The organism is Streptomyces sp. NPDC051907, from assembly GCF_040681075.1.
In the GTDB taxonomy this organism is placed as follows: Bacteria; Actinomycetota; Actinomycetes; order Streptomycetales; family Streptomycetaceae; genus Streptomyces.
The window spans coordinates 39424-63130 of record NZ_JBFAYB010000031.1; the positions used below are offsets into that span (position 1 = coordinate 39424).

General features: G+C 75.3%; 16 protein-coding genes and 1 pseudogene. 7 read left to right on the forward strand and 10 right to left on the reverse strand.

The window, feature by feature from the left end:
- The 3 genes and pseudogenes from AB0M39_RS18430 to AB0M39_RS18440 all read left to right on the forward strand — a co-directional run.
- Positions 1–816, forward strand: a pseudogene (locus AB0M39_RS18430) (hypothetical protein); the annotation flags it as partial.
- A 249-nt stretch (positions 817–1065) separates the two neighbouring features.
- A complete protein-coding gene (locus AB0M39_RS18435; RefSeq protein ID WP_365365481.1) occupies positions 1066–1860 on the forward strand; it encodes a putative protein N(5)-glutamine methyltransferase in 795 nt (264 codons plus the stop codon).
- 133 nt (positions 1861–1993) lie between these two features.
- Positions 1994–2779, forward strand: coding sequence for a TSUP family transporter (locus tag AB0M39_RS18440; protein ID WP_365365483.1), 786 nt, complete (start codon positions 1994–1996; stop codon positions 2777–2779).
- A 118-nt stretch (positions 2780–2897) separates the two neighbouring features.
- On the opposite strand, the gene AB0M39_RS18445 is transcribed toward AB0M39_RS18440, so the two are convergent.
- On the reverse strand, positions 2898–3572 hold the full coding sequence (locus AB0M39_RS18445) for a class F sortase (protein ID WP_365365485.1): 675 nt from the start codon (positions 3570–3572) through the stop codon (positions 2898–2900).
- 101 nt (positions 3573–3673) lie between these two features.
- The gene (locus AB0M39_RS18450) at positions 3674–4180 is read right to left on the reverse strand and encodes a hypothetical protein (RefSeq protein ID WP_365365487.1); all 507 of its coding nucleotides are present in this window, start codon (positions 4178–4180) and stop codon (positions 3674–3676) included.
- A 582-nt stretch (positions 4181–4762) separates the two neighbouring features.
- Here AB0M39_RS18450 and AB0M39_RS18455 point away from each other — a divergent pair.
- The 3 genes from AB0M39_RS18455 (at position 4763) to AB0M39_RS18465 (ending at position 6272) form a co-directional block, all read left to right on the forward strand.
- Positions 4763–5374: an NAD(P)H-dependent oxidoreductase gene (locus tag AB0M39_RS18455; protein WP_365365489.1), complete on the forward strand. Its 612-nt coding sequence runs from the start codon at positions 4763–4765 to the stop codon at positions 5372–5374.
- 110 nt (positions 5375–5484) lie between these two features.
- On the forward strand, positions 5485–5835 hold the full coding sequence (gene cutA / locus AB0M39_RS18460; protein ID WP_365365492.1) for a divalent-cation tolerance protein CutA: 351 nt from the start codon (positions 5485–5487) through the stop codon (positions 5833–5835).
- Complete coding sequence (locus AB0M39_RS18465; protein ID WP_365365494.1) at positions 5832–6272, forward strand: gamma-glutamylcyclotransferase family protein; 441 nt, start codon at positions 5832–5834, stop codon at positions 6270–6272. Before cutA ends, AB0M39_RS18465 begins: the two co-directional genes overlap by 4 nt.
- On the opposite strand, the gene AB0M39_RS18470 is transcribed toward AB0M39_RS18465, so the two are convergent.
- From AB0M39_RS18470 to AB0M39_RS18480, 3 genes are all read right to left on the reverse strand, one after another.
- Complete coding sequence (locus AB0M39_RS18470; RefSeq protein WP_365365496.1) at positions 6262–8451, reverse strand: molybdopterin oxidoreductase family protein; 2190 nt, start codon at positions 8449–8451, stop codon at positions 6262–6264. The genes AB0M39_RS18465 and AB0M39_RS18470 overlap by 11 nt on opposite strands.
- A 139-nt stretch (positions 8452–8590) precedes the next feature.
- The gene (locus tag AB0M39_RS18475) at positions 8591–9172 is read right to left on the reverse strand and encodes a TIGR03086 family metal-binding protein (RefSeq protein WP_365365498.1); all 582 of its coding nucleotides are present in this window, start codon (positions 9170–9172) and stop codon (positions 8591–8593) included.
- Between the two features lie 195 nt (positions 9173–9367).
- Positions 9368–9982 carry an ElyC/SanA/YdcF family protein gene (locus AB0M39_RS18480; protein ID WP_365365537.1) on the reverse strand — a complete coding sequence of 205 codons (615 nt, stop codon included), beginning with the start codon at positions 9980–9982 and terminating at the stop codon, positions 9368–9370.
- 186 nt (positions 9983–10168) lie between these two features.
- Here AB0M39_RS18480 and AB0M39_RS18485 point away from each other — a divergent pair, with 186 nt between their 5' ends.
- Positions 10169–10966 (forward strand): hypothetical protein, encoded by a 798-nt coding sequence (locus AB0M39_RS18485; protein ID WP_365365500.1) that lies wholly within the window; start codon positions 10169–10171, stop codon positions 10964–10966.
- On the opposite strand, the gene AB0M39_RS18490 is transcribed toward AB0M39_RS18485, so the two are convergent.
- Genes AB0M39_RS18490 through AB0M39_RS18510 form a run of 5 tightly spaced genes read right to left on the reverse strand, consistent with a single transcriptional unit; the run spans position 10870 to position 23689 of the window.
- Positions 10870–12888, reverse strand: coding sequence for a hypothetical protein (locus AB0M39_RS18490; RefSeq protein ID WP_365365502.1), 2019 nt, complete (start codon positions 12886–12888; stop codon positions 10870–10872). The genes AB0M39_RS18485 and AB0M39_RS18490 overlap by 97 nt on opposite strands.
- Complete coding sequence (locus AB0M39_RS18495) at positions 12885–16604, reverse strand: DUF5682 family protein (protein WP_365365504.1); 3720 nt, start codon at positions 16602–16604, stop codon at positions 12885–12887. Before AB0M39_RS18495 ends, AB0M39_RS18490 begins: the two co-directional genes overlap by 4 nt.
- On the reverse strand, positions 16591–17739 hold the full coding sequence (locus AB0M39_RS18500; protein ID WP_365365506.1) for an AAA family ATPase: 1149 nt from the start codon (positions 17737–17739) through the stop codon (positions 16591–16593). Before AB0M39_RS18500 ends, AB0M39_RS18495 begins: the two co-directional genes overlap by 14 nt.
- A complete protein-coding gene (locus tag AB0M39_RS18505; RefSeq protein WP_365365508.1) occupies positions 17736–22817 on the reverse strand; it encodes a hypothetical protein in 5082 nt (1693 codons plus the stop codon). Before AB0M39_RS18505 ends, AB0M39_RS18500 begins: the two co-directional genes overlap by 4 nt.
- On the reverse strand, positions 22814–23689 hold the full coding sequence (locus tag AB0M39_RS18510; protein ID WP_365365510.1) for a DUF4132 domain-containing protein: 876 nt from the start codon (positions 23687–23689) through the stop codon (positions 22814–22816). Before AB0M39_RS18510 ends, AB0M39_RS18505 begins: the two co-directional genes overlap by 4 nt.
- Positions 23690–23707: the final 18 nt, after the last annotated feature.

Here is a 23707-nt window from a genome sequence, read left to right on the forward strand (position 1 = left end):
GCGGGTGCGACGGGCGACACGGGTCCTGCGGGCGACACGGGCTCGACGGGTGACACGGGTCCTGCGGGCGACACCGGCTCGACCGGTGACACCGGGCCTGCGGGCGACACCGGCCCGGCGGGTGCGACCGGCGACACGGGTCCGGCCGGCGACACGGGTCCTGCGGGTCCGACGGGTGACACGGGTCCGGCCGGTGACACGGGTCCTGCGGGTGCGACGGGCGACACGGGTCCTGCGGGCGACACGGGCTCGACGGGTGACACGGGTCCTGCGGGCGACACCGGCTCGACCGGTGACACCGGCCCGGCAGGCGACACCGGCTCCACGGGTGACACCGGCCCTGCGGGTGCGACCGGTGACACCGGTCCCGCGGGCGCCACCGGCGACACCGGTCCTGCGGGCCCCACCGGCCCGTGCGCCGACATCGACTCCGTCGGCCTCGCGAACCAAGAGGACTTCAGCGCCGTTCTCACGGGCGGGAACGCTCTCGTCGGCAGGGGGACGCCCGACACGACCACCCCTGACCCGAACGACCGGATCTTCGTGTGGGAGGACCTCACGGACAACGGGGACTTCCCCGCCGACGCCTGTGGGATCTCCATCGACTCCCGGGGCAACGACGCCTACGTCATGGTCGTGACGACAGACGGAGAGGTGTGGCAGACGCACGGCAACGTCGGCGGCACGAACTTCATCTGGGACGAGGCGTGGATCCAGCCGGAAGACCAGCCGACTCTGCTGCGGTCGAACAAGTTCAAGGGCGACCTTGCTGCCGGCGGCGCGATGAACCGCGGTATGCCGGGCACGCGCTCCTGACCCTGTCGGGATCGTGACGCCGTGTGCTGTGCCTGCTGTTCCCGCAGGCACAGCACACGCCTATACGGGCGTACTGAGGATCATCCGCCCGCCGCTCGGGTAGTGTTGCCGTCTCCAGCAGTACACGTCCGAGGAGGTGAGACCCATTACCGCGCTAGCAGGCTGGGTGCTCTCTTCTCTCGGATCCGCGGTTCGCCAGGCATAGGCAGCCGCCCGCGGGAGCGCCCTCAGGCATCCCGGAAGGCTCGTATGTCCGTCACACCCTCTCTTTCTCTCTCGTACTCCCTCGTCGTCGGCAGGCTCCGTGCCGCCGGCTGCGTCTTCGCCGAGGACGAGGCGCGTCTGCTTCTGTCCGGCGCCCAGAGCGACGCCGACCTCGCCGCCATGGTCGATCGGCGCGTCGCCGGACTGCCCCTCGAACACGTCCTCGGCTGGGCCGAGTTCTGCGGGCTGCGCGTGGCCGTGGACCCCGAGGTCTTCGTGCCCCGGCCCCGTACCGAGTTCCTGGTGCGCCAGGCCGTGGCACGGTCCGCCGCCGGAGCCGTCGTCGTCGATCTGTGCTGCGGGTCCGGGGCCGTCGGGGCCGCGCTCGCCGACGCGCTCGGGCAGGTCGAGCTGTACGCCAGCGACGTCGACCCCGCGGCCGTGCGCTGCGCCCGGCGCAACGTCGCGGCCTTCGGCGGCCGGGTCTACGAGGGCGATCTGTACGAACCGCTGCCCGCCGCGCTCCGCGGCCGCGTCGACGTGCTCGCCGCCAACGTTCCGTACGTGCCCACCGGGGACGTCGAGTTGCTGCCCCCGGAGGCGCGCGACCACGAGCCGCGCGTCGCCCTCGACGGCGGATCGGACGGCCTGGACGTGCTGCGCCGGGTGGCCGCGGGGGCGGGCGCGTGGCTGGCGCCGGGCGGCTGCCTGCTCGTCGAGACCAGCGAGCGGCAGGCGGACGCGGCGGTCGAGGCCTTCGTCCGCGGCGGGCTGACCCCGCTGACGGTCGCCGACGACGAGCTGTACGCCACCGTCGTCATCGGACTCAGGCCGCGCTGAACCGGTCCGCCGGGAGCGCGCTGAACCGGTCCGCCGGGAGAGCGGCGGCCCGAACGCTGTGGAACCTCAGACACCGCTCAGATCTTCAGAGATCGATGGACGCCACACTCATCTCGTTCGTAGGGTCGCGAGCATGCCTGACATAACGCTGACCACCCTGGTGCTCCTCTGCCTCGCCGCCGCGGCGGCCGGCTGGATCGACGCGGTGGTCGGCGGCGGCGGGCTGCTGCTCCTGCCCGCGCTGCTGCTGGGCATGCCGCAGGTCCCCGCCGCGCAGATCCTCGGCACCAACAAGGCCGTGGCCATCGTCGGCACCACGGGCGCGGCGATCACCTACGTCCGCAAGACGTCCGTGCAGGTCAAGGCGGCCGTACGGATCGGGCTCGCCGCGCTCGCGGGCTCTATGGGCGGCGCGTTCTTCGCGGCGGGCATCAGCAGCGACCTGCTCCGGCCCGTGATCATGGTCGTGCTGCTCGGCGTCGCGGCCTTCGTGATGCTGCGGCCGACCTTCGGCGCCGCCGCGGACGCGGACCGGCGGACCGTCACCCGCGCGCGGGCCGTCGCCGCCGTCGTGCTGGTGGGCGGCGGAATCGGCTTCTACGACGGCCTGTTCGGGCCCGGCACCGGCACGTTCCTGGTCCTCGCGCTCACCGCCGTGCTCCATCTCGACCTGGTGACCGCATCCGCCACTGCGAAGATCGTGAACGTCTGCACCAACGCCGGCGCGCTCGCGATGTTCGCCTACCAGGGCACGGTGCTGTGGCAGCTGGCCGCGATGATGGCGGTGTTCAACCTCGCGGGCGCGATGTTCGGGGCGCGCATGGCGCTGCGCAAGGGCAGCGAGTTCGTGCGGGGCGTGCTGCTCGTGGTGGTCTTCTCGCTGGTCGCCAAGCTCGCGTTCGACCAGTGGACGGCGTAGGGGCGGCGTGTGGGTGCGTCGGCGTCGTTCTTGGGTCGGTGTCGTGCGGGCGTCGGTGCCGTACGTACGTAGGCGTCGGGCGTGCGTCGGCGTCGGGCGTACGCGTCTGTGAGGCGCGCTAGGCCGGCTCCCGCACCCCGATCAGATGCGCGTACGCGACCACATTGCCCTGGTAGCCCGACTTCTCGGTGAATCCGCCGCCGCAGGTGATCACTCGCAGCTCGGCGCGGTCCCGGTGGCCGTACACCTTCCCGTCCGGGAAGTCCTTCGCGTCGTACACCTCGACGGCGTCGACGGTGAACACCGCCGTACGTCCGTCCTTGCGGGCCACCTCGATGCGGTGGCCCTTCTTCAGCGCGCCGAGGTCGTAGAAGACGGCGGGACCCTGCGCGTTGTCGACATGGCCGGCGACGATGGCCGTGCCCTTCGCGCCCGGGGGAGTGCCGTCCTTGAACCAGCCGGCCAGATTGCGGTCGCCCTCCGGCGGGACGTCCAGGCTGCCGTCCCGGCCCAGGCCCAGGCGCATCACCGGGGCGTCGACGCCTATCTCGGGGATGCGCACGCTCAGCGGCGCGGACGGCGGCAGCGGTTCGGCCGCGGCGTCCGTGTGGTGCCCGGGCCCGGCGGCGAAGGCCTCGGCGGCGGAGGGGACGGGCGGGGTGACGTCCTCGGACCCGTTCTGCACCAGCCACACGCCGACGCAGACGGCGATGGCGAGGCCCCAGCCCTTGCCCGAGCCCTTGCCCTTGGCCGAGCTCTTGGGCGGGCTCTTCGCGGCGCCGTCGGCGGTCATCGGTCTCGGTCCTCCGGATGGATCTCGCCCGCTCCCGCCGGGCTCGGGGCCTGACGGGAGCGGGGACACGGCGGTACGCCGGACGGGTGGGACCCCGTCCGTCAGCTGCCCTGCGCGCCGCTCGCCCGGCGACGCAGAAGCACGGTCCCGCCGACGGCGGCAGCGGCCAGAACGGCCGCTCCCACCGCGATCTGGGTGACGTCCGGCCCGACGCTGCCGCCGACCCCGGTCCTGACATGGCCGCTCGGCTCGCTGCGGTGCTCTACGACCAGGTCGCCGCCGGCGGTCTTGCCGTTGTCGCAGGCCACGGCGATGCCGTAGGTCCCCGCCTTGGCGTGGTCGGGAACGCGGAACTGGCCGACCACGACCTCCTTGTGCGTACCGGGCTCCAGCTGGAACTCGCCCGCCCCGAGCGCCCGCGCGTCCCCGACCCCTCGACCGCCTCGCCCGCACGCGGTGGTGTTCACGGTGACCAGGTCGCCGGGCGAGACGGTCGACGGGTGCACCTCCAGCCGCTCGACGTCCGAGGCGTAGGCCGCGTGCGCGGCTATGCCCATCGAGGCGACCGCCAACGCGGAAGCGATCAGCAGGTGGGCGGTGGGGCGCATGGAGTCCTCCGGGAAGCGCGGTGGTGCACGATCGTCTTCCCCCAGAGGTAAGGCGCAGCGGGCCTACGACGCCTGCTGATGAGCTGTCAGATTCCCCGCGACCGAACGGCGTGTCGCACTGGACGCGAGGGGTTGCCGCAGGTCACGGGGGGTTGTCGGGGAAGTGGGGTGGGGGCGTGCCGAATGGGTGACATGGCCCTGCGGGGCGGCTGGCGATGTACGGGTCGCTCGCGGGGCGGCCGGCGATGTGCGGGTTGCTTGCGGGGCGCTGCCCCGAACCCCGGTCCTCAAACGCCGGACGGGCTGAACTTTCCCGCCAAGGCGGGCAATCTCAGCCCCGCCGGCGTTTGAGGCGCGGGGACCCTATTCAGCCCCGCCGGCGATTGAGGCGTGGAGTGCGTCCAGATCCAGCCCCGCCGGCGATTGAGGCGCGGAGTGCCTCCGATGGCGCAGGCGTCCCAGGCTCGGGGGCCTAATCCAGCCCCGCCGGCGTTTGAGGCGCAGGGGTCCGGGGCGGTGCCCCGTAGGCAGTCCTCGCCGCGGCTTGACCTCAATCGCGCTTGAGGTAAGAGCCTCGTCCCCATGGACATCACCACACCCACACCCACACCCACACCCACCCCCCTCAACCTCGCCGTCGTTCTTGGGAGTAATCGGGACGGTCGCTTCGGGCCCGTCGTCTCCGAGTGGTTTCTGTCGCGGGTCGGGCCGCGTGAGGACTTCGACGTCGAGCTCGTCGATCTCGCGGAGGCTCAGCTGCCCACGGCTCTCTCCTACCAGCCGACCGCCGACGTGCAGACCGAGCTCGCCAAGGTCTCACCGAAGCTCGCGGGCGCGGACGCCTTCGTCGTCGTCACGCCCGAGTACAACCACTCCTTCCCCGCCTCCCTCAAGTCGCTGATCGACTGGCACTTCACCGAATGGCAGGCCAAGCCCGTCGGCTTCGTCTCGTACGGAGGGATCTCCGGCGGACTGCGTGCCGTGGAGCAGCTGCGGCAGGTGTTCGCCGAGATGCACGCCGTCACCGTTCGGGACACGGTCTCCTTCCACAACGCCCACGCCCACTTCGACGACGAGGGCCGGCACCGCGATCCGGACGGTCCGGACGCCGCGGCCAAGACGATGCTCGACCAGCTCGCCTGGTGGGGGAACGCCCTGCGCACGGCCAAGGCAAAGGCGCCGTACGCCGGTTGAGACAGGGCCAGGAGGGGCAGGCAGGGGCGCCCCACGGGCCCTGCGTACCGTGGGGTGACCGCCTGACCGCCTGACCGCCTGACCGACCCGACCGACGAGGAGCCCGTTCCGTGTCCGAGGCACCGACCGCGCCCACCGCGCCGACCGTACTGACCGTGTTGACCACGACCGACAGCGCCGACAAGGCGCAGGCCCTCGCGCGCGGCGCGGTGGAGGCGCGGCTGGCCGCCTGTGCGCAGATCTCCGCGCCCGTCGTCTCCGTCTACCGCTGGCAGGACGCGGTCGAGACGGCACAGGAGTGGCAGGTCCTCTTCAAGACCACCCAGGCCCGGTACGACGCGCTGGAAGCGCACCTCGTGGCCGCCCACGACTACGACACCCCGGAGATCATCGCGACCCCGGTCGTCCGGGGCAGCGCGGCGTATCTGGCCTGGGTCGACGCGGAGAGCACGGCACGATGAGCGGGACACGGGAGGAGCTGCCGTTCTTCGTGTACGGCACGCTGCGGCCGGGCGAGCCCAACCACGACCGGTTCCTGCTCGGCCGCACCTCGGCCGAGACCCCGGCCGCACTCGCGAGGGCGCGGCTCTACGACGGCCCCGGATACCCGTACGCCGTCCTCGACGCGTCGGTCTCGGACACGGTCACGGGCGAGGTGGCGTGGGCGGCGCCGGGCGAGTACGGCGAGCTGCTCGCTGTGCTCGACCACCTTGAGGAGTACATCGCCCCCGGCCACCCGCGGAATCTGTACGAGCGAGTGGCGCACGACGTCGTACGCCCGGACGGGACCGCCGTACGGGCCTGGGTGTACGTCGCCGCGCCCCGGGTGGCCACACGGCTGCGCACCGACGGCGTCCTCATCCGCGGCGGCGACTGGAGCGGCCGGCTCAGCCGCTGAGCTCCACCCGCACGGCGCACACCTTGAACTCGGGCATCCGCGAGGTCGGGTCGAGCGCCGGGTTCGTCACCGAGTTGACCCGCCCCTCGCCCGGCCAGTGGAACGGCATGAAGACCGTGTCGGGCCGGATCTTGGCGGTGATGCGGGCGGGCCCGACGGCACGCCCCCGCCGGGACACGACCGCGAGGGGAGCGCCCTCGACCGCGCCGAGCCGCTCGGCGAGATGGGGGTGCAGCTCCACGAAGGGCCCGGGGGCGGCGGCGTTGAGCTCGTCGATCCGCCGGGTCTGCGCACCGGACTGGTACTGCGCGACGACGCGCCCGGTGGTCAGCAGCACGGGATACTCGGCGTCGGTCTCCTCGGCGGCGGCCCGATGCGACACGGCGACGAACCGCGCCCGCCCGTCGGGGGTGGCGAACCGGTCGAGGAACAGCCGCGGGGTCCCCGGGTGCGGCCGCTCCGTCTCCTCAGCCGAGGAGACGGAGGTGTCGGAGGCACCAGAGACGTCAGAGGCGTCAGAGATGTCCGAGGCGCCGGCGATCTCCGGGCAGGGCCAGAACACCCCGTCCTCCGCCTCGATCCGCTCGTAGCTGATGCCCGAGTAGTCCGCCGCGCCCCCCGCCGACGCCCGTCGGAGCTCGTCGAAGATCTCCCGCGCGTCCGACGGGAAGCCCTTCTCGTGGCCCAGCAGCCCCGCCAGCCCGCCCAGCACCTCCAGATCGCTGCGCACCCCCGGCGGCGGCTGGATCGCGCGGCGGCGCAGCAGGACCCTGCCCTCCAGGTTCGTCGTCGTGCCCGTCTCCTCCGCCCACTGCGTGACCGGCAGCACCACGTCCGCGAGCGCGGCCGTCTCCGACATCACCACGTCCGCCACCGCCAGGAAGTCCAGCGAGCGCAGCCGCTCCTCCACATGCCCGGCCCGCGGCGCGGACACCACCGGGTTCGAGCCCATCAGCAGCAGCGACTTCACGTCCCGGCCCAGCGCGTCCAGCAGCTCGTACGCACTGCGGCCGGGCCCCGGCAGGGTCTCCGGCTCCACGCCCCACACCCGTGCCACGTGCTCCCGCGCCGCCGGGTCGTCCAGCTTCCGGTAGCCCGGGAGCTGGTCCGCCTTCTGGCCGTGCTCTCGTCCGCCCTGGCCGTTGCCCTGGCCGGTCAGACAGCCGTAGCCGGACAGCGGACGGCCCGCGCGGCCGGTCGCCAGACAGAGGTTGATCCACGCGCTGACGGTGTCCGTGCCCTTGGACTGCTGCTCGGGGCCGCGCGCGGTGAGCACCATCCCGGTCCCGGACGGCGCGTCGCAGAACATCCGCACCGCCTCCCGCAGCTGCGGGACCCCGACGCCGGTGATCCGCTCGACCAGCTCCGGCCAGTGCGCCATCGCCGCCGCCCGGGCCGCCTCCCAGCCGCTCGTGCGGTCCCGTACGAACTCCTCGTCCGTACGCCCCTCCGCCACGATCACGTGCAGCAGCCCGAGGGCCAGCGCCAGATCCGTGCCGGGCCGGGGCGCGAGATGCAGATCGGCCTGCTCGGCGGTGCGGGTCCGGCGGGGATCGACGACGATCAGCTTGCCGCCGTTCTCCTTCAGCTCGGTCAGATAGCGCAGCGCGGGCGGCATCGTCTCGGCGAGGTTCGACCCCACGAGGATCACGCACCCGGTGCGCGGAACGTCCGCCAGCGGGAACGGCAGCCCCCGGTCCAGGCCGAACGCCCGCTGATGCGCCGCCGCCGCGGACGACATGCAGAACCGGCCGTTGTAGTCGATCTGCGAGGTGCCCAGCACGACCCGGGCGAACTTGCCGAGGGTGTACGCCTTCTCGTTGGTCAGCCCCCCGCCGCCGAAGACGCCGACCGCGTCGGGGCCGTGCTCGGCCCTCGTACGCCGCAGTCCGTCCGCGACCGTGCGCAGGGCCTCCTCCCAGGTGGCCGGTTCGAGCCTGCCTGTGGCGGGGCGCCGGACCAGGGGCTCGGTCAGGCGCACCCGGGAGGAGAGCAGTGCGGGCGCCGTGCGGCCCTTGCCGCACAGCGCGCCGAGATTGACGGGAAAGTCCGTGCGCTCGACGACCTCGACCACCCCGGGGGCATCCGTCCCGCCGCGCAGGTTCATGCCGCACTGCAGAGCGCAGTAGGGACAGTGGGTCGGCGTCCCGGTCTCGGTCAGGGTGCTCTCGTCGCGCATACGTCCAGCGTGCGACGCCCGTGTTACGCGGACGGACGCTCCGGATTACGAGCGCGGTACGCGGGCCTCCATCTCCGCGCCCCGGTTCCGTGAGGCGACCGCCTCACGGAACCGGGCCGCCTCGTCCCGCCCGGCTGTCTCATGCGCGGCGGCCCAGCAGCGCGAGCAGCCTGGTCTGCGGGCTGTCCCCCGGCGGCGGCTCGATGGGCGGCGCGAACAGGCCGGAATCCGCCAGGTCCGCGGCGTACGGCGTCACCTCGTCGAGGGCGAAGTGCACCAGCGCGTCCGGCAGCCGCTCGTCCGCGCCGATCGCGCGGGACAGGTCCCAGCCGTGGACGACGGCGTCCGTGACCATCTGCGCGCAGTACGAGACGGCCGGCGTCTCGCCGTACGACAGCTGCACCGTCTGCTCCAGCGCGCCCTCGGCCCCGAAGGCCCTGCGCGCGGCCCGGGCGGCGGCGTCCCAGGTCGCGCGCGGGTTGTCGCCGAGGACGTCCCCGTCGTAGGAGTCGCCGACGTCCGCGATGCTCGCCCCGTCGCTCACCAGGGCGGGGACCCACAGCTGTTCGGCGGTGAGATGGTTGACGAGATCCCGTACCGACCACTCGGTGCACGGCGTCGGGTCGTCCCACTGGTCGGCCTGTACGGCGTGCACGCGGGCGGTGAAGAGCGCGAGCGCTTCGGTGTGCCGGGCGAGCAGGGCTGCTACGTCGTTTTCCATACGCTCCATGTTCCGTGCGGGAGCCGCCGAAGCCCGTCAGCGGGACCCGCGCGCCGTACGACGTGTCGCCCACGACAGGGGCCGCAGGTCGCGCGCTGTCGCTCGTGCGCCGCCTGTCGTGCGCCGGAGGCCGTGCGCTGCCGCCCGTGCGCTGGGTCGTGCGGGCCGGTCGCGGATCGGCGGGCGCCCGGCCCGTCAGCGGGCGGCCGAAGCCAGCGCGTCCCGTACGCCCGGCTCCTCGGCGCCCAGGAACCGCGGATCCGGCCTCAGCGTCGCGTCCAGCGCCGCCTTGCCTCCCGCGAGGATCTCCCGCACCCCGCCGTAGTACCAGGTCACGTCATGCGGCTCGGCGACCCCGACGCCGTACGACTCGACCCCGGCCGTCCGGCACAGCGCCACCGCCCGGCGGATGTGGAAGCCCTGCGTCACCAGCACCGCGCGATCGACTCCGAAGATCTTCTTGGCGCGCACGCACGAGTCCCAGGTGTCGAACCCGGCGTAGTCGCTGACGATCTGCCCGTCCGGCACCCCGCGCTCGGCGAGGTACGTCCGCATGGCGTCCGGCTCGTCGTACTCCGCCCGGCTGTTGTCCCCGGTGACCAGCACGACCTTGACCTTGCCCGCCCGGTACAGCTCCGCCGCCGCGTCGAGCCGGTGGGCGAGGTAGGGCGTGGGGCGGCCGTTCAGCAGCCCGGCCCCGAAGACCACGGCCACCTCCTGCGGCGGGACGTCGGCGACCGTGCGGACCCGGCTGTCGGCGACCGCGTGCATCCAGGTCGCGGGCGCGAGCGCCAGGACGCAGCCGAGCATCACCGCCTGCACGGTCCGCCGCTGGGCGCGGCGGGTGCGCGGCAGACGCGGAGCGAACCGCCACGAATGGCGTGACGAGGACGGCTGGGCGGCAGGGGATGACTTCACGCCTGGTCAGACGCCGAACGTGTCGGTTCGGTTCGTTCTCCTGTTCCCCCTCCTGTTCCCTTTGGCATGATCGACGCCATGATCACGACTGTGACGAGGGACGCGTGGGTGCGCACGGCCGCCCGCAACAACGCCGAGTGGTGCGACGCCATGTGCCGGTCGCACGGGCTGCCCGGTGCGTTCGGCGACCGGGCCTGGACGAGTGCGCGCCGGACCCCGATGCTCTACCCCGACGCCGTGACGCTCGCCGCCGACGCGTCGCAGCGGGACGTCGTGGACGGGATCGACACCAGCGCTCCCGGGTGCTCGGTCAAGGACAGCTTCGCCTCCCTCGACCTGGCGGACGACGGCTTCGAGGTCCTCTTCGAGGCGGAGTGGCTGTACCGGCCCGCCACCCTGGCCGCCCCCATGGCGCCGCGCGGCGTCGAGTGGACGCGGGTCCTCCACGCGCAGGAGCTGACGGCGTGGGCGACTGCCTGGGACGGCGGCCAGGGCCTGACCGGGCTCTTCCGGCCCGAGCTGCTGGCCGATCCCGCGACCAGCGTGCTCGCCGGGTACGACGGCGACGGGCGGGTGGTCGCGGGCGCGGTGGCGAGCAAGGGGCGCGACGCGGTGGGCGTCTCCAATCTCTTCAGCGCGGCGGACGGAGCGGGCGACGGCTCGGACGGGGAGGGCCTGGACGGCGCGTGGGCCGGGTGCCTGGCCGCGGTGGCCCACCGGTGGCCGGGCGTGCCGGTCGTCGGCTACGAGCAGGGCGAGGACCTGGACGCCGCCGTACGTCAGGGCTGCGTGCCGGTCGGCCCGCTGCGGGTGTGGCTGGCCTCGGGCGGCGACCAGGCGGCGAGCAGCAAGGAGCGGGAGGCCGCCGACGCGTAGACGGCCGCCGCGAGCCAGGCGGCGGCGAACGCCTCCGGGTCGGCGGGCAGCAGCCTCCCCAGCGCGTCGTGCCGCCGGTCGGCCGCGGCCTCGGCAAGCGCCCTGGCGCACTTCGCGCCCGTGGCCAGGCCCGCGGCCCGCAGCCGGCGCGGGAGTTCGCCGTCGGCCCCGGCGGCGGTGACCGCCCGGCCGCCGGCGACGGTGCGGTCCACGGCCCGGCGCAGCAGGTCGAGCTCCACGGGGAGCGCGGGCTGCGGCGCGGGAGCGGAGACGAGCGGGGCGGGCTCCGGGGCTGAGTGGACCGGTGGGGCTTGGTCCGTTGGGACATGGTCCCGTGGGGCTTGGTCCGGTACGCGCGGCGCCGACACCGGCGTGGGCCGGCCCGGCTGGGGCTGCTTCGGTATGTGCGTACGGTTCAGCCGCGCGAGGCCCAGGTCCGCGCGGACCCGGTCGCCGTCGTGCCCGTCCCACGCGGCCGCCAGCGCGTGGACCGCGCCCGGCCGGTCCGGGACCGCCCGCGCGATCAGCCGCAGCCTCAGCCCCGGACGGGAGGCGAGGAGCCGCAGATTCTCCGCGTACAGCAGCTCCGGCCGCTCGTCGGGGGCGAGCAGCCGCAGCGTGGGGCCGCCGTCGACCCAGAAGCCGGCCTCCGTCACCGTGCCGCCGAGGAAGAGCAGATCGCCGCCCGCGGGGCGGGCGTCGGACGGCTGCGTCAACCAGTCGAGCGCGGCGGCGAGTTGACCGGCGGGCGACCGCTGCCAGAGCGCGTCCAGCGGCGGCTCGTGCCACTGCGCGCCGGGAGCCCGTACGGAACGGAGCTTGGCGCCCCCGCCGATCCGGCCGTCCGGCGACACCGTCGGTCCGGTCAGGATCACCCCGCCGCCGTCGCCCCACGCGCGCAGCGCCAGCGCACAGCCGCCGGGCACCGGCGAGGCGGCCGCCTGGGCCGCGCGCTCCGGGCCGCCGGGTGCGATGTCGGAGAGCGTGCGCAGCGTGCCGTCGGGCGCGAGGGCGTAGGCGGTCGCCCCCGCATAGCCGGACGCGGTGACGACCGGCTCGGTGAACAGGCCGTACAGGCGCAGGGGCCCGGCCGGCTCATAGGCGCGGCGCGCGGGGGCGACGGCGTCGGCGGGGCTGCGTACGAGGCCGAGCAGCTCCGCGAGGTCGGCGGAGAGTCCGGGCAGCCGGAACGCGGGATCGTCCGCACGCGCCTCCCCGAGCTGCCGGGCCACCCGCACGGCGACGGCGGACGGCCGATGAAGCCCGGCGAGACGGGCGGAGTGCGCGGCATGGAGCAGCTCGGCGCGGTGAACGGGCCCCGCGCCGGCGACCCCGCTGACCAGGACGGCGACCGCGGCACGCTGAAGGGCCTGGAGCGAGTCGAGCTGGGCGGGGGCGGGCGAGGCGACGGGAGCGGACGGGGCGACGGGAGCGAGGGGAGCGGGCGAGGCGGCGGGAGCGGGGGCTGCGGCAGCCGGTTCGGCGCGCCCGGGGCCGGTGCCGGGGGCCGCGAGGTCCGGCTCCGGCTGTGCTTCCTGCTCCGCTTCCTGCTCTGCTTCCGGCTGTGCTTGAGGCTCTGCTTCCGTGGCCGCGGTGTCGTCCCTGTGCGCGTCCGCGCTCTCCTCCGCCAGCGGCGCGTTCGACAGGATCGCCGCGCGGTGCAGACAGGCCGGCGCCAGCAGGCAGTCGCAGACCGCGTCGGACGCCTGCGCCACGACGCCCGCCGTGACCTTCAGCGTCACCGTCGTGTCCTCGTCGACCCGGACGCGCACGCCCTCGGCCGTGGGCTCGACCGGCCAGCCGCGCGCCTTCGCCGCCGCGCCGTCGACGCGTTTGCGCAGCCGCGCCGGGAGCAGGTCGAGGGCCTGCGCCGCCGCCTCGGCGGTCACCGGGGGCAGCCCCGGGGTCGGGGTCGTGGTCACCGGTGCGTACCTCCTACGCGTTCGCCGACCCAGCGGGCCAGCTCGAGAGGGCTGAGCGCCGCGACCGGCATGCCCGCCGCGACCAGCCGGCCCGCCACGCCCGTCGAGTAGCGCGGCCGGCCCCGGTCGTCGAGCGAGGCGCAGCCCAGGACATGGCAGCCCGCGTCGATCAGCGCGCGTACTTCCGACAGCAGCGGGCCGATCGGGCCGCCCTCCTCGAAGTCGCTGATCAGCACGACCAGCGTGCGGGACGGCGCCGTCACCAGCTCCCGCGCGTGGCGCAGTCCGCGGGCGATGCGCGTGCCGCCGCCGACGCGGACCTCGAGCAGCAGGCTCAGCGGGTCGTCGACATGGTCGGTGAGGTCGAGGACCTCCGTCGAGAACGCCACGAAGTGCGTGCTCAGCGCCGGTACGCCGGCCAGCACCGACGCGGTGAGCGCGGACCAGACCGTCGAGGACTCCATGGAGCCGGAGACGTCGACGACGAGCACCAGCCGCCAGTCGGCCGACCGGCGGGCGCGGGTGCGGAAGACGGGTCGCTCGGGCAGGACCGTGACCGCGCCGGTGTCCGGGTCCCGGCGGGCGGTCGCCAGATTCGCGCGCAGCGTACGGGGGAGGTCGAGCGGGCCCCCGGGACGACGGGTGGGCCGCGGGTGGGCGAGGCCGGTGAGCGCGGGGCGCAGCTTGTCGGCGAGTGCCTCGGTCAACTCCCGTACCAACCGCGCCACCAGCGGTCTCAGCCGGGCCAGCTGCTGCTCGGGCAGTCCGCCGGCGTACGAGAGGACCGTGCGCAGCAGCTCCACGGAGGGGCGGGCGGAGGCAGGGTCGAGTGCGAGCGCGGCGTCGAACCGGCCCGCGTCGGCCGCCGCGGCCAGCACCTCCTCCCGTACGCCGGGGCCGAAGAGCGCGGCCAGCTCCTCGGACCAGGCGCGCACATCCGGGTAGGAGGCTTCGCTTCCGCCGCCGTGACCGCTGTGTCCGCCGTGTCCGAAGAGGCCGTCCTCGCCCCGGGAGCCTTCGCCGTGGCCGCTGCCGTACAACTCGTCGAGTGCGGCGGCCAGTCGTCCGGCGCGGCCGTTCAACGCGCGCGCCCGCCCGAGGAGCAGCCGCCACCGCGCACCGGCGCCGAGCGCGAGCGGCTCGCTCTCGCGCAGCCGCGGCCGCGGCCGCTGATCCTCCGGTCCTTCGATCGCCGTCGGCTCGACCGGCACGACAGCGTGGGCGCTGTCCCCGGCTGGGCCGTCGGCCTCGGGCCGCAGGCCCCTCGCGGTCAGCGCCTCCAGGCCCGCCAGGTCCGCCGCCGCCAGGCGTGCGAGCGCGACGGGGTCCGTGACCGGTCCCGTAAGCGTCCCCGCCGCCGTGCCCGTACGGTCCTCCACCACGGCCAGCAGCCGGGTGCGGGCCGCGGGCGGGAGGGACTCGAAGCCTGCCCGCAGCGCGGGCAGCCGGTCGAGGAACGCCCTGTCGGGCAGGGACTCCACCCGTTCGAGCAGCGGGTCAAGCGCCCGGCCCGTCTCCAGCAGCGGGCCCGCCGCGAGCAGCGCGCCGCGCAGGAAGTCGGCCAGGGCCGCCCGCAGTTCGGGCGTGCTCGCCCCGTCGGCGCGCGAGGCGAGGCGCGCCCCGAACTCCTCCGGCGCCCGCTGCCCCAGCAGCACCCGGGCCGCCCCCGCCGCCCCGCGCATCAGCGGTGTGGCGTCCGACTCCAGCCGGGCCAGGGCGTCCGCGAGGCGCAGGCCGCCTCCGCCCGCCTCGGCCGCGCGTCCCGCGAGGTCCACCAGGGCGCGCGCGTCCACGGCTTCGGCGGAGCCGGCGAGACCGTCCAGCGCCCGTACCCCCGCCGCCGTCAGCTCTTCGTACGCCGCGTCGACCCCCGGCCGTTCCCACCGCGCGTCGAGTCCCGGCAGATGCCCGGATCTGACGCGGTCCAACAGGTCCATTCCGGCGAGCAGCTCGGGCAGGCCGCCCGTCGCGGGAAGCAGCTCGGCCGTCTCCGTGAGCCGCTCGGCGGCGAGTTCGGGCAGGGCGCACCGCGCCGCGTCCGCCAGGCCCTCGACGACCTCCGCCGCCGTGGGCCCGCCCCGCCGCCGCTGGTCGGCGCGCCGCCCCCGCAGCAGCCCGGCCGCGGCCTGCTCGAGGGTCACCCCGTGCACGCCCGCTACATCGAGCATCGCGGCCGTCGAAGGCGTCCACGCCAGAGCCCACCGGGTGGTCAGCGCCGCGGCCTCGCCGACGCCGGCCACCGCCGACTCCTCGCCGTACGGAACGTGGCAGACCGCGAGGCGCCGCAGCGTGATCTCCCGGCGGCGGTCGAGGTCGGAGCGCAGCACGTCCAGCCGCACCTCGCGGCGGGCCGGTGCGTCCGGCACGGGCAGCCTCAGCTCGCCGAGCAGCGCCTCGACCGAGGGCCCGAGCCCGGAACGCGGCGTCCTCGGCGCGAGCCGCCCCTGCCGTCCGCCGATCAGGACCTGCTCCATCGCGGCGGCGACGACCCGGCCCCGGCCCAGCAGCCGCCCCTGGGTGAGCACCGTCTGCACCGCCTCGACCAGCTCGCCCCGGCCGGCTGCGGGCAGCCCGCGCAGCGCCGCCAAGTCCCTGGCGACCCGCACCACTTCACGGGCGTCGGCCGGCCCGCTGGGGTGGCCCGCGCTCCGTACCGCCGCACAGATCCGTACGGCCGTCGAGGTCAGAAGGTCGTCCAGCAGCCGTGGATCGCCCGCCGCGTGGAACACCCCGCGCTGCCACTCGGGGTCGCGGATGCCGGCGGGGTAGCCGGACCGGTCGTCGAGCAGGGCGTCCGCATAGGGCACTAGGGACGTGACGATCTCGTCGCCCGCCCGGGCGGCAGCCCGCGCCGACGACGGGCCGAGGACGCTCGCGACGGCGGTGTCCGTCTCCGGTACGGCCGCATCGGCAGGGCACAGCGGGGCGCCGGCCAGCGCGGGCGCGTGGAACGCCCCGATCACCGCCGCCGCCCGCCTCCCCGCATGCTCGGCGAGCCGCCGCCGCATGTTCGCCTCGCGCCGCAGGTCGTACGGGTCGACCGTCCCCGCGTCCGTACGCAGCGCCCAGCCCGTCAGCAGCGCGGCCCGCCGCAGCGCCTCCGGCGCCGACCCGGGGGCGGGCGCCTCGACCAGCCGGTCCCACAGATCGTCGCCGGGCCGCCCGCTCGCCCTGGCCCGCAGCGCGGCGGCGAGCGCCCCAGGTCCAGGCCCGGCATCGGGACCGCAATCGCGTCGAGGGTCAGCTCCGGGGCCGGCTCCCGCCCCGGGGACCGCCCCCGGCGCGCCCTCCGCGCCCGCCGTGCCTTCCGTGTACTCCTCCCCGCGCGCCGACAGCGGCAGGTCGAACGGCACCACCTCGACGCCCGCCTCCCGCGCCCACCGGATCGCCGCCAGCTCCGGCGAGAACTCCGCGAACGGCAGGAAGACCAGACCGCCCCCGCGCCCGCCGCCCGCCAGCGCGACGGGCGGCGCGGTCTGAGGGTCGGCGAGGTGCTCAAGCCAGGGCGCGAACTCCTCGGGCAGCTCGACGAAGAGCACCTCCGGCGCCGCCTCGGCCAGCAGCGCGGGCACCGCCGCCGCCAGCGCGGGGGAGTGGTGCCGCACCCCGATCAGATACGGGTCGCGGCACCCGGCGAGCCGGCCCAGCGCCTCCTCCGGCCCGGAAACCTCCTCAGGCGGCCCAGGCGCCCCGGGAACCTCCTCAGGCGAGCTCATCACGGAGCTCCCACAGCGTCCGCCACAGCGGAGCACCGCTCTCCGCCCGCCGCCGCACGGGCCCGTCCCAGTACCCCAGCAGCCGTGCGTGGTCGGCCGGGTCGTCCTTGCGCACCGTGCCGAGCAGATGCCCGGGCAGGGTGCGCACGACGTCTCGTCCGTCGCTCAGATACGCCGCGCCCAGCCCCATCGACGTGGCGACATGGACCGCCTCCGCCGTCGACATGACCGTCGAGGGCCGCTCGACCTCCCAGCCCTCCGCGCTGCGCCCGGTCCGCAGATCCCGGAACGCCGTCACCAGCGCCTCCAGCACCGCCTCGTCCACGCCGAACGGCGCACCGGACCGCGCCAGCGCCGCCGTGGCCTGCCCGCGCACCAGCTCCGTCTCGGCGTCGAGGTCGCCGATCGGGCCGACCTCCTCGAAGTTGAACCGGCGCTTCAGCGCCGCGGACATCTCGGAGACGCCCTTGTCGCGGAGGTTGGCCGTGGCGATCAGCGTGAACCCCGGCACGGCGTGCACGGTCCCGTCCTCGCTCTCGCTCTCGGCCAGCTCCGGCACGGACATCCGGCGCTCGGAGAGCAGCGAGACCAGGGCGTCCTGCACCTCGGGCAGACAGCGGGTGACCTCCTCGACGCGGGCCACCGCGCCCCGCGTCATCGCCGTCAGCACCGGCGAGGGCACCAGGGCCGCCCGGCTCGGCCCCTTGGCCAGCAGCATCGCGTAGTTCCAGCCGTACCGCAGCTGGTCCTCGGTCGTGCCGGCCGTGCCCTGCACGGTGAGCGCGCTCGTGCCGCACACGGCGGCCGCCAGCAGCTCGGAGAGCATCGACTTCGCCGTGCCCGGCTCGCCGACGAGCAGCAGCCCCCGCTCTCCCGCCAGCGTCACCACGCACCGCTCCACCAGCGCCCGGTCGCCCACGAACTTCCGGGAGACCACCTGCTGCCGCCCGTCCGCCGACCGCAGCGGCTCGCCGTCCGAGCCGCAGACGAACAGCACCACCGAGCGCGGCGTCATCCGCCACCCGGGCGGCTTCGGCCCGCTGTCGTACGTCTGAAGGAACGCCAGCTCCTGCGCATAGGCGTCCTCGGGCAGCTCCACCTGTCGCGCCGGGGCGCCCGACTCCGTACCGCTCATCGCGAACCTCCTCGCCCGCCACGGGCCTTGAACTCCTCGAACCCGGGCGCGTCGCCCTCCACGACCCGCCGCCACGCCGCCGCGTACAGGTCGGCCACCGGACGGTCCGGCACCACGAAGCCGTGCAGATCCCAGGGCAGGATCGACGTCTTCCAGCTCTCGGCGGGCAGCCGCGGGGACTTCTGCTCCAGCCAGCCGCCGGGCAGGAACAGGGAGCGTCCGGCGCGCGACCGCTTGGCCTCCACCACCAGGTCGGTGGCGGCCAGCTCGGCCCGTGCCTTCTTCAGCCGGGCCGGCTTCCAGCCGGTCCACAGGGCCTGGTTGCGGTCGGTCGGGTCGGGCAGGGCCAGCAGCATCAGATAGAGCACGGCGGCGTCCGCCGAGAGCCCGAACCGCTCGGCCGCCTCGGCTGCCAGCTCCGGCACGCTGTTCGGCGCGTACTGCGTATACGACGGATACGACCCGTCCGCCGGTCCCTCCGCCAGCCCCTTCGCCGACTCGTCCGCCGACCCCTCCGCCGGTCCTGCCTGCGGTCCCTCCGCCGGCTTGTCCGCGGCGACCAGTGCGGCGAACTCCTCGCTCAGCACCGCGCGCAGCGCCGCCAGCGACGGCGTGGCGCCCGCCACCGCTTCCAGCTGCTTGAGCGCGGGGTGATCCGCGTCCAGCACCGACGGCCGCACCCACACGGACTCGAGCTCCGTGCCGTGCCGCGCCGGCCCGAGCACGATGCCGGGCGCGAGCTCGACCAGCAGAGGGTCGCCCTCGCCGCCCCGCGCGCCCTCGCGCCCCAGCGGCTGTCCGTACGCCTCCCGCAGCCGGATCGACGTCGCCGAGCCCGCGGTGTCCCACAGCACGCCGAGGTCGAGCAGCAGCCCCGGGTCGGCGAGCCGCTCCCGCATCGTCCGCAGGGTGATAGGCAGGACGGTGCGGAGCGGGTCGCCGAAGGGCAGCCGGTAGGCGAGCCAGCGCAGCATCGAGACGTACGCGGTCAGATCGCGCGCCAGGAGCAGCTGCCGCGGATCGGCCGGCTCCAGGACGTCGTCGACGAGCCGCTGCTCGGTACGGCCGGTGAGCTGCGGCTGTGTCTGGGGGTTGAGCACGGAGTCGAGCGCCGTGCCGGCCCCGACCTCGGCGACCATCCGGCCGATCAGCTCCGCGGAGGCGACACGCCGCTTGCCGCGCCCCGCCAGCCAGGCCGCGGTCAGCGGCTCCAGGTCGTAGCCCTTCGTCCACAGCTCGGGCACCCGCCGCGGGTCGGTCGGCGTCAACAGGGCGGCGTACGCCATCCGTTCCGCCGGCTGCATGCCGCTCAGCACGCCCCGCCCGGCCAGCGCCTCCGCGCTCTTGGCGCCCAGCGGCGCGAGGTACTCCGGGCCGAGCAGGTCGTAGCGCCCGTACGCCGTGACGCCCGGCATCGCCAGCTGCACCAGCGCGCCCGTCACCGCGCCGACCCCGACCCGCTCGGCGAACTCCCGCGCCTGCTCCGGCCAGTACGGCACCGGGCCCCGGGCCCGCACCTCGTCCACCAGCGCGCGCAGCGCGTCCGCCCGCGCCGGGTCGTCGCCCGAGCCCAGCGTCTGCGACTCGACGAGCGTGCAGCCGTCCCAGCCGCCGAAGGCCCCCGCCGGGTCGTACTCGATCGCGTTCCAGAACGCGTGCGTGTCGTCGACCCGCTGGCATGCTGTGAACACCAGCCGCCGCGCGCCCGAGTGCCTTACCTCGCCGAGCAGTTGATCGCCCTTCGGCTTGCGCTCCATGCGCAGCTGTGCGAGCCGGAGCCGGCCGCGCGGGTCGATGAGGACGGCCTCGCCGTCCGCCCGCACGCCGAGCGCCGCGTCGAGGAACTCCAGCAGCGCCTCGCGCTCCGCGTCCCCCGTCGCGGGCGAGGCCGCGCACAGCGCGGCCGCGGCCATGCCGGGCCCGGGCAGCGTCGCCCACCCCACGCTGGACGCCTTCAGCGGAAGCCTCCCCGGAGCTCCGGGACCCTCGGGCGCCCCAGGAGCCTCGGGACCCTCGGGGGCCAGCCACTGCGCCAGCAGCCGCAGCTGGTCCATGGCCGTGGTGCTGTCCGGCGACCAGCCGGGGTGGCCGTAGAAGTAACGGGAGCCGGTGAAACAGGTCAGGGCGTCGCGCAGCACGCCGTCGCGGGCGTGCCGCACGGGCTGCTCCCGGGGCGCCGGATCGGCCTGCGCGCGCAGCCCCTTCGCGGCCTGCTCCGCGAGGACGCCGACGCGCTTGGCGTGCCGGGCCGCCTCCTCCACCAGCCCGGCCACGCCGGCCGCCAGCCGGGGATGGGCGATTTGGGGGAGCAGCTGCCGCACGGCCTCGTCGGGCTTCGTCCCGGCGGCGACCGCCGCGAGGAGCTCCGCCGCGTCCGCGTCGGTCACCGCCCGCAGCGCGGCCGAGCCCTGCTCGTCGCGGGGCCGCAGCGCATGCCAGTAGCCGATCGGCGGCACCAGCGGGGTGCCCGCGGCGTGGGCGCCGCCCCGGTTGCCCTCGGTGAACTCGGACAGGCGGACGCCGTCCTGGTCGTACAGCGAGACGATGCCGTCGTATCCGCGAGACTCGCGCGGATGCAGGACGGCTCCGCCGGGCAGGCGCAGCGGCGGCAGCGGAACGTCGTAGGAGGCGTACCCCCCGATGGTGACGCCTGCCGGCAGCTCGACGGCCGGGCCGGCGGCGCCGTCCACCGAGCACGCGGTGAGCGTGCGCGCCCGCGGGTCGTACCGCACCCACCAGCCGAGCAGCCCGTCCTTGCTGCCGAACGGCGAGGACTCCAGGCCGGGCTGCGCCGGCAGCAGCCGGCAGGCGTGCTCCAGGAGCGTCAGGCCGTCCGCCCCCGTGCCGCCTTCGGCGCCGCCCGCGAGCGCCGAGTCGAAGAACGCCGGGACCGCGATCCGTCCCCTGCGGGCCGTCTCGGGGTCGTACTCCCACCACTGGCCCTCGTGGAGGACCCACACCGAGATGCCGTCCGAGGCGACCGCGCGCCGCTCGCCCGCGAAGGACGTGTCGCCGGCGTGCACCGGCCGGCCGCCGAACGTGCGGCTGCCGTCGGCCAGTTGCAGGCTCGGGCTGTGGAAGGACGTCCAGCGGTCGGTCAACTCGCCTGCGGGCTTGAACACATCGGCCGCCCGGCCGGACCAGCGAGCCCGGCGGTCGGCGCCGTGCCCGTTGGCGATCAGCCACTGGCCGCCCACATAGCGGACCGTCGGCACGTCCCACGACGAGGTCGAGGGCACCGCCTGCGTCAGCGTCCGCTGGTCCAGCACCGCGTCCGGACCCACCGCGGCGACCTGCACGCCGACCCGCACGATCAGCGCGGGCCAGGCGTCCGCGAGCCGGTACCAGTCCTCGGCGAGATAGCCGTGCCGCTGTCCGGCCGCCATCGGGTTGACCTCGCCGAGCTCCGGCAGGACCTCCTCCAGGGCGGGCCAGCCCAGCTCGTCGAGGATGCCCGCGCGCAGCGTGCGCGCCAGCGCGGCGGCGGGGGAGAAGGCGACGATGCGCTCCGTCGCCTGCGGCGCCGCGGCCAGCACGGCCGGCGAGGAGAACCGGCGCACCCGGCTCAGCAGGCTGTCCACTCCCACCAGTCCCAGCGGCTCGGACAGGTCGTCGGCGCGGTCGGTCAGCCAGCCGGCGAGGACGGTCCGCAGCGCCGGGTGCTCCCTGATCCTCTCGAGCCTGGTCGACGCCTCGCTGGTGCCCGCCGAGCGCTCCACCCCGCCGCGCAGCAGCCGCGTGAACGCGGGGTCGGCGGCGAGCGCCGCCAGATCCCTGCGCCCCGGGCGCTCGTCGGCCAGCCAGGGGTCCAGCTCCAGGTTCTCCATCTCCGCGGCCGGGGGCTCGACCGGGACGCCCAGAGCCAGGCAGAGGTCGAGGAGGTCCAGGTCGACGAGGGTGCGCCAGCCCGATCCGCGCAGCAGCCGCACCGGGATGCCGTCCGCGACCAGCCGGTCCGCCAGCCGTCTGGCCAGGGCCAGTTCGGCCTCGAGGCGCTTCATGCCGCGCCAGCCGCGCTGCCGGTGAGCGGCCCACCCCGACAGCCACTCGGCCGCCGGAACCGTCCCGTCGAGCAGCAGGTCGACCGCCCCGCACCGCTCCAGCACGTTCAGCCAGGCCTCGTCGAACGCCTCGGGGCTGTCGCCGCCCGTCGACGGGCGCAGCGCCAGCAGCCGCTCCCGCACCGCCCGGTCCTGCTGGGCGACCTCGGTCAGCGCGGGCAGCGCCGACGTCCAGAAGCTCTCCGCCGCGCGGTTCATCGCGCCCGTGTGGACGACCTCCGCGATCAGCGACCGCTCCTCGGCGCGGGCGTCCAGCCCGGCGGCCTTCGCGAGCCGGCGCAGATCCTCCACCATGCCGGCGTACGGAGTGAGCCCGGCCGCGCACCGCTCCAGGCACACGGCCTTGAACTGCGCGTACGCCTCCGGCGCCGACAGCCGGGCGGCCAGCTGCTTGGCGTGCTCCCGCAGGGCCTTCGCGCTCAGCGCGCCCGCCGCCGCGAACTCGAGGAACACCTCGCGCAGCCGCTCCTCGTCCACGGCGAGGGCGTGCCGCTGCTCGGCGGCCCGCGCCTTGCCGAAGAACACCGCGGCGGGCTGCCGCGAGTCGGCGGCCACGAAGAGCCGCGCCGCCTGCTCGTAGAACGTGGGCAGGAAGTGCGGCACGGAACGGTCCAGCCGCCCCGCGATCTCCTCGAAGCCGTCCTTCGCCAGCCCCGGCTTGGTCGCCACGAGCCGCGTCAGCCGCTCCATCTCCTTGACCACGGCGAGCGCGTGGTGCCCGTTGTCCGGGTCGTTGACCAGCGCCCAGGCCGGGAAGCCCAGCGACTGCGGCTTCACCCGGCCCACGGCGGCCGTCCCGGCGCCGGCGAACCCCAGATACTCCAGCGCCAGATCCTCGGCCGGACCGAGAGCGTCCGGCACCAGCCGCACCACCGTGCGCCCCTCCAGCGCGGGATGCCCGTACGCCCGCGCGGTCAGCTCGTCTCCCGCGTCCGCGCCGAGCGGCAGCACCGCCCCGGCCTCCAGCAGACCGCTCCCGTCCACCGCCGCCCCCTTCGTGCTCCTCGCGCCGCTCACAGCCGCCCCTCCTCGTCCCCCGCGACCACACGGCCCGCGTACACCAGCGCCGCCATCCGCTCGCCCTCCGACCAGGCGACCGGCCCCACCTGCTCCAGCGGCAGCCGCCGCCCGTCCTTGTCCCGCCACTCCAGCGGCCCGGTCAGCGACTCCTGGTCCGGGTACTCGTCGCCCACCCAGTACGCCGCCTCCAGCGCGCGGCCGCCCTCCACCAGCGGGCACACCGCCTCGCCGCCGCGCACCCGGTAGCCCAGCGAGACCGCCCGCGCCGTGGCGTGCCGCAGCTGCTCGAACCTGCCGTTCGCATACGTCTGCACCTCGTGGCCGCGCGTCTGGTCCGGCCGTCGCCACACCTCGCGGAACAGCTGCTCCACGCCCTGCGCGACCCCCAGCTCCACCGCGAACTCCCGCAGCTCGTCCAGGTCTTCGAGGAGCACCGGATGCGGTATCAGCACCGTCTCGGCCTCGATCCGCACCGAGTCGCCGTCCAGGTCGACGATCCCCGCGCCCCGCTCGGGGTCCGCGTCCCGCAGGAACCCGGCGCGCTCCATGTCGGCCGTCCCGTCGGCGCCCACCGGAGCGACCACCAGATCGCGCAGCGCCGCCTGCCACGCCGCGTCCGGCCACACCCGGGCCAGCAGCGCGACCGGGACCGGCAGCGAGCGCACCAGCCAGGCGTCCGTCTGCTCCCGGCACTCGCGCTCGTGCCGCTCCAGCCACTCGGCCAGCTGCCGCAGCCGCACGACCTCCGCGTCGTCGCGCAGCTTCGGCGGCACCTGCTTCAAGGCGCGCCCCGCCGCGTTGCGGCACAGCACCCTCGTGCCGTCCAGCGTCACGGTGTAGCCGCCGCTCTCCGTCTCGATCCAGCCCATGGCGAGACCCCCTCCCGA

What these genes read in the sequence shown, in the direction of transcription:
- AB0M39_RS18435 (WP_365365481.1), top strand. Translation starts at nt 1,066, where the DNA reads ATGTCCGTCACACCCTCTCTTTCTCTCTCGTACTCCCTCGTCGTCGGC.
- AB0M39_RS18440 (WP_365365483.1), top strand. Translation starts at nt 1,994, where the DNA reads ATGCCTGACATAACGCTGACCACCCTGGTGCTCCTCTGCCTCGCCGCC.
- AB0M39_RS18445 (WP_365365485.1), bottom strand. Translation starts at nt 3,572, where the DNA reads ATGACCGCCGACGGCGCCGCGAAGAGCCCGCCCAAGAGCTCGGCCAAG.
- AB0M39_RS18450 (WP_365365487.1), bottom strand. Translation starts at nt 4,180, where the DNA reads ATGCGCCCCACCGCCCACCTGCTGATCGCTTCCGCGTTGGCGGTCGCC.
- AB0M39_RS18455 (WP_365365489.1), top strand. Translation starts at nt 4,763, where the DNA reads ATGGACATCACCACACCCACACCCACACCCACACCCACCCCCCTCAAC.
- AB0M39_RS18465 (WP_365365494.1), top strand. Translation starts at nt 5,832, where the DNA reads ATGAGCGGGACACGGGAGGAGCTGCCGTTCTTCGTGTACGGCACGCTG.
- AB0M39_RS18470 (WP_365365496.1), bottom strand. Translation starts at nt 8,451, where the DNA reads ATGCGCGACGAGAGCACCCTGACCGAGACCGGGACGCCGACCCACTGT.
- AB0M39_RS18475 (WP_365365498.1), bottom strand. Translation starts at nt 9,172, where the DNA reads ATGGAAAACGACGTAGCAGCCCTGCTCGCCCGGCACACCGAAGCGCTC.
- AB0M39_RS18480 (WP_365365537.1), bottom strand. Translation starts at nt 9,982, where the DNA reads ATGCTCGGCTGCGTCCTGGCGCTCGCGCCCGCGACCTGGATGCACGCG.
- AB0M39_RS18485 (WP_365365500.1), top strand. Translation starts at nt 10,169, where the DNA reads ATGATCACGACTGTGACGAGGGACGCGTGGGTGCGCACGGCCGCCCGC.
- AB0M39_RS18495 (WP_365365504.1), bottom strand. Translation starts at nt 16,604, where the DNA reads ATGAGCTCGCCTGAGGAGGTTCCCGGGGCGCCTGGGCCGCCTGAGGAG.
- AB0M39_RS18500 (WP_365365506.1), bottom strand. Translation starts at nt 17,739, where the DNA reads ATGAGCGGTACGGAGTCGGGCGCCCCGGCGCGACAGGTGGAGCTGCCC.
- AB0M39_RS18510 (WP_365365510.1), bottom strand. Translation starts at nt 23,689, where the DNA reads ATGGGCTGGATCGAGACGGAGAGCGGCGGCTACACCGTGACGCTGGAC.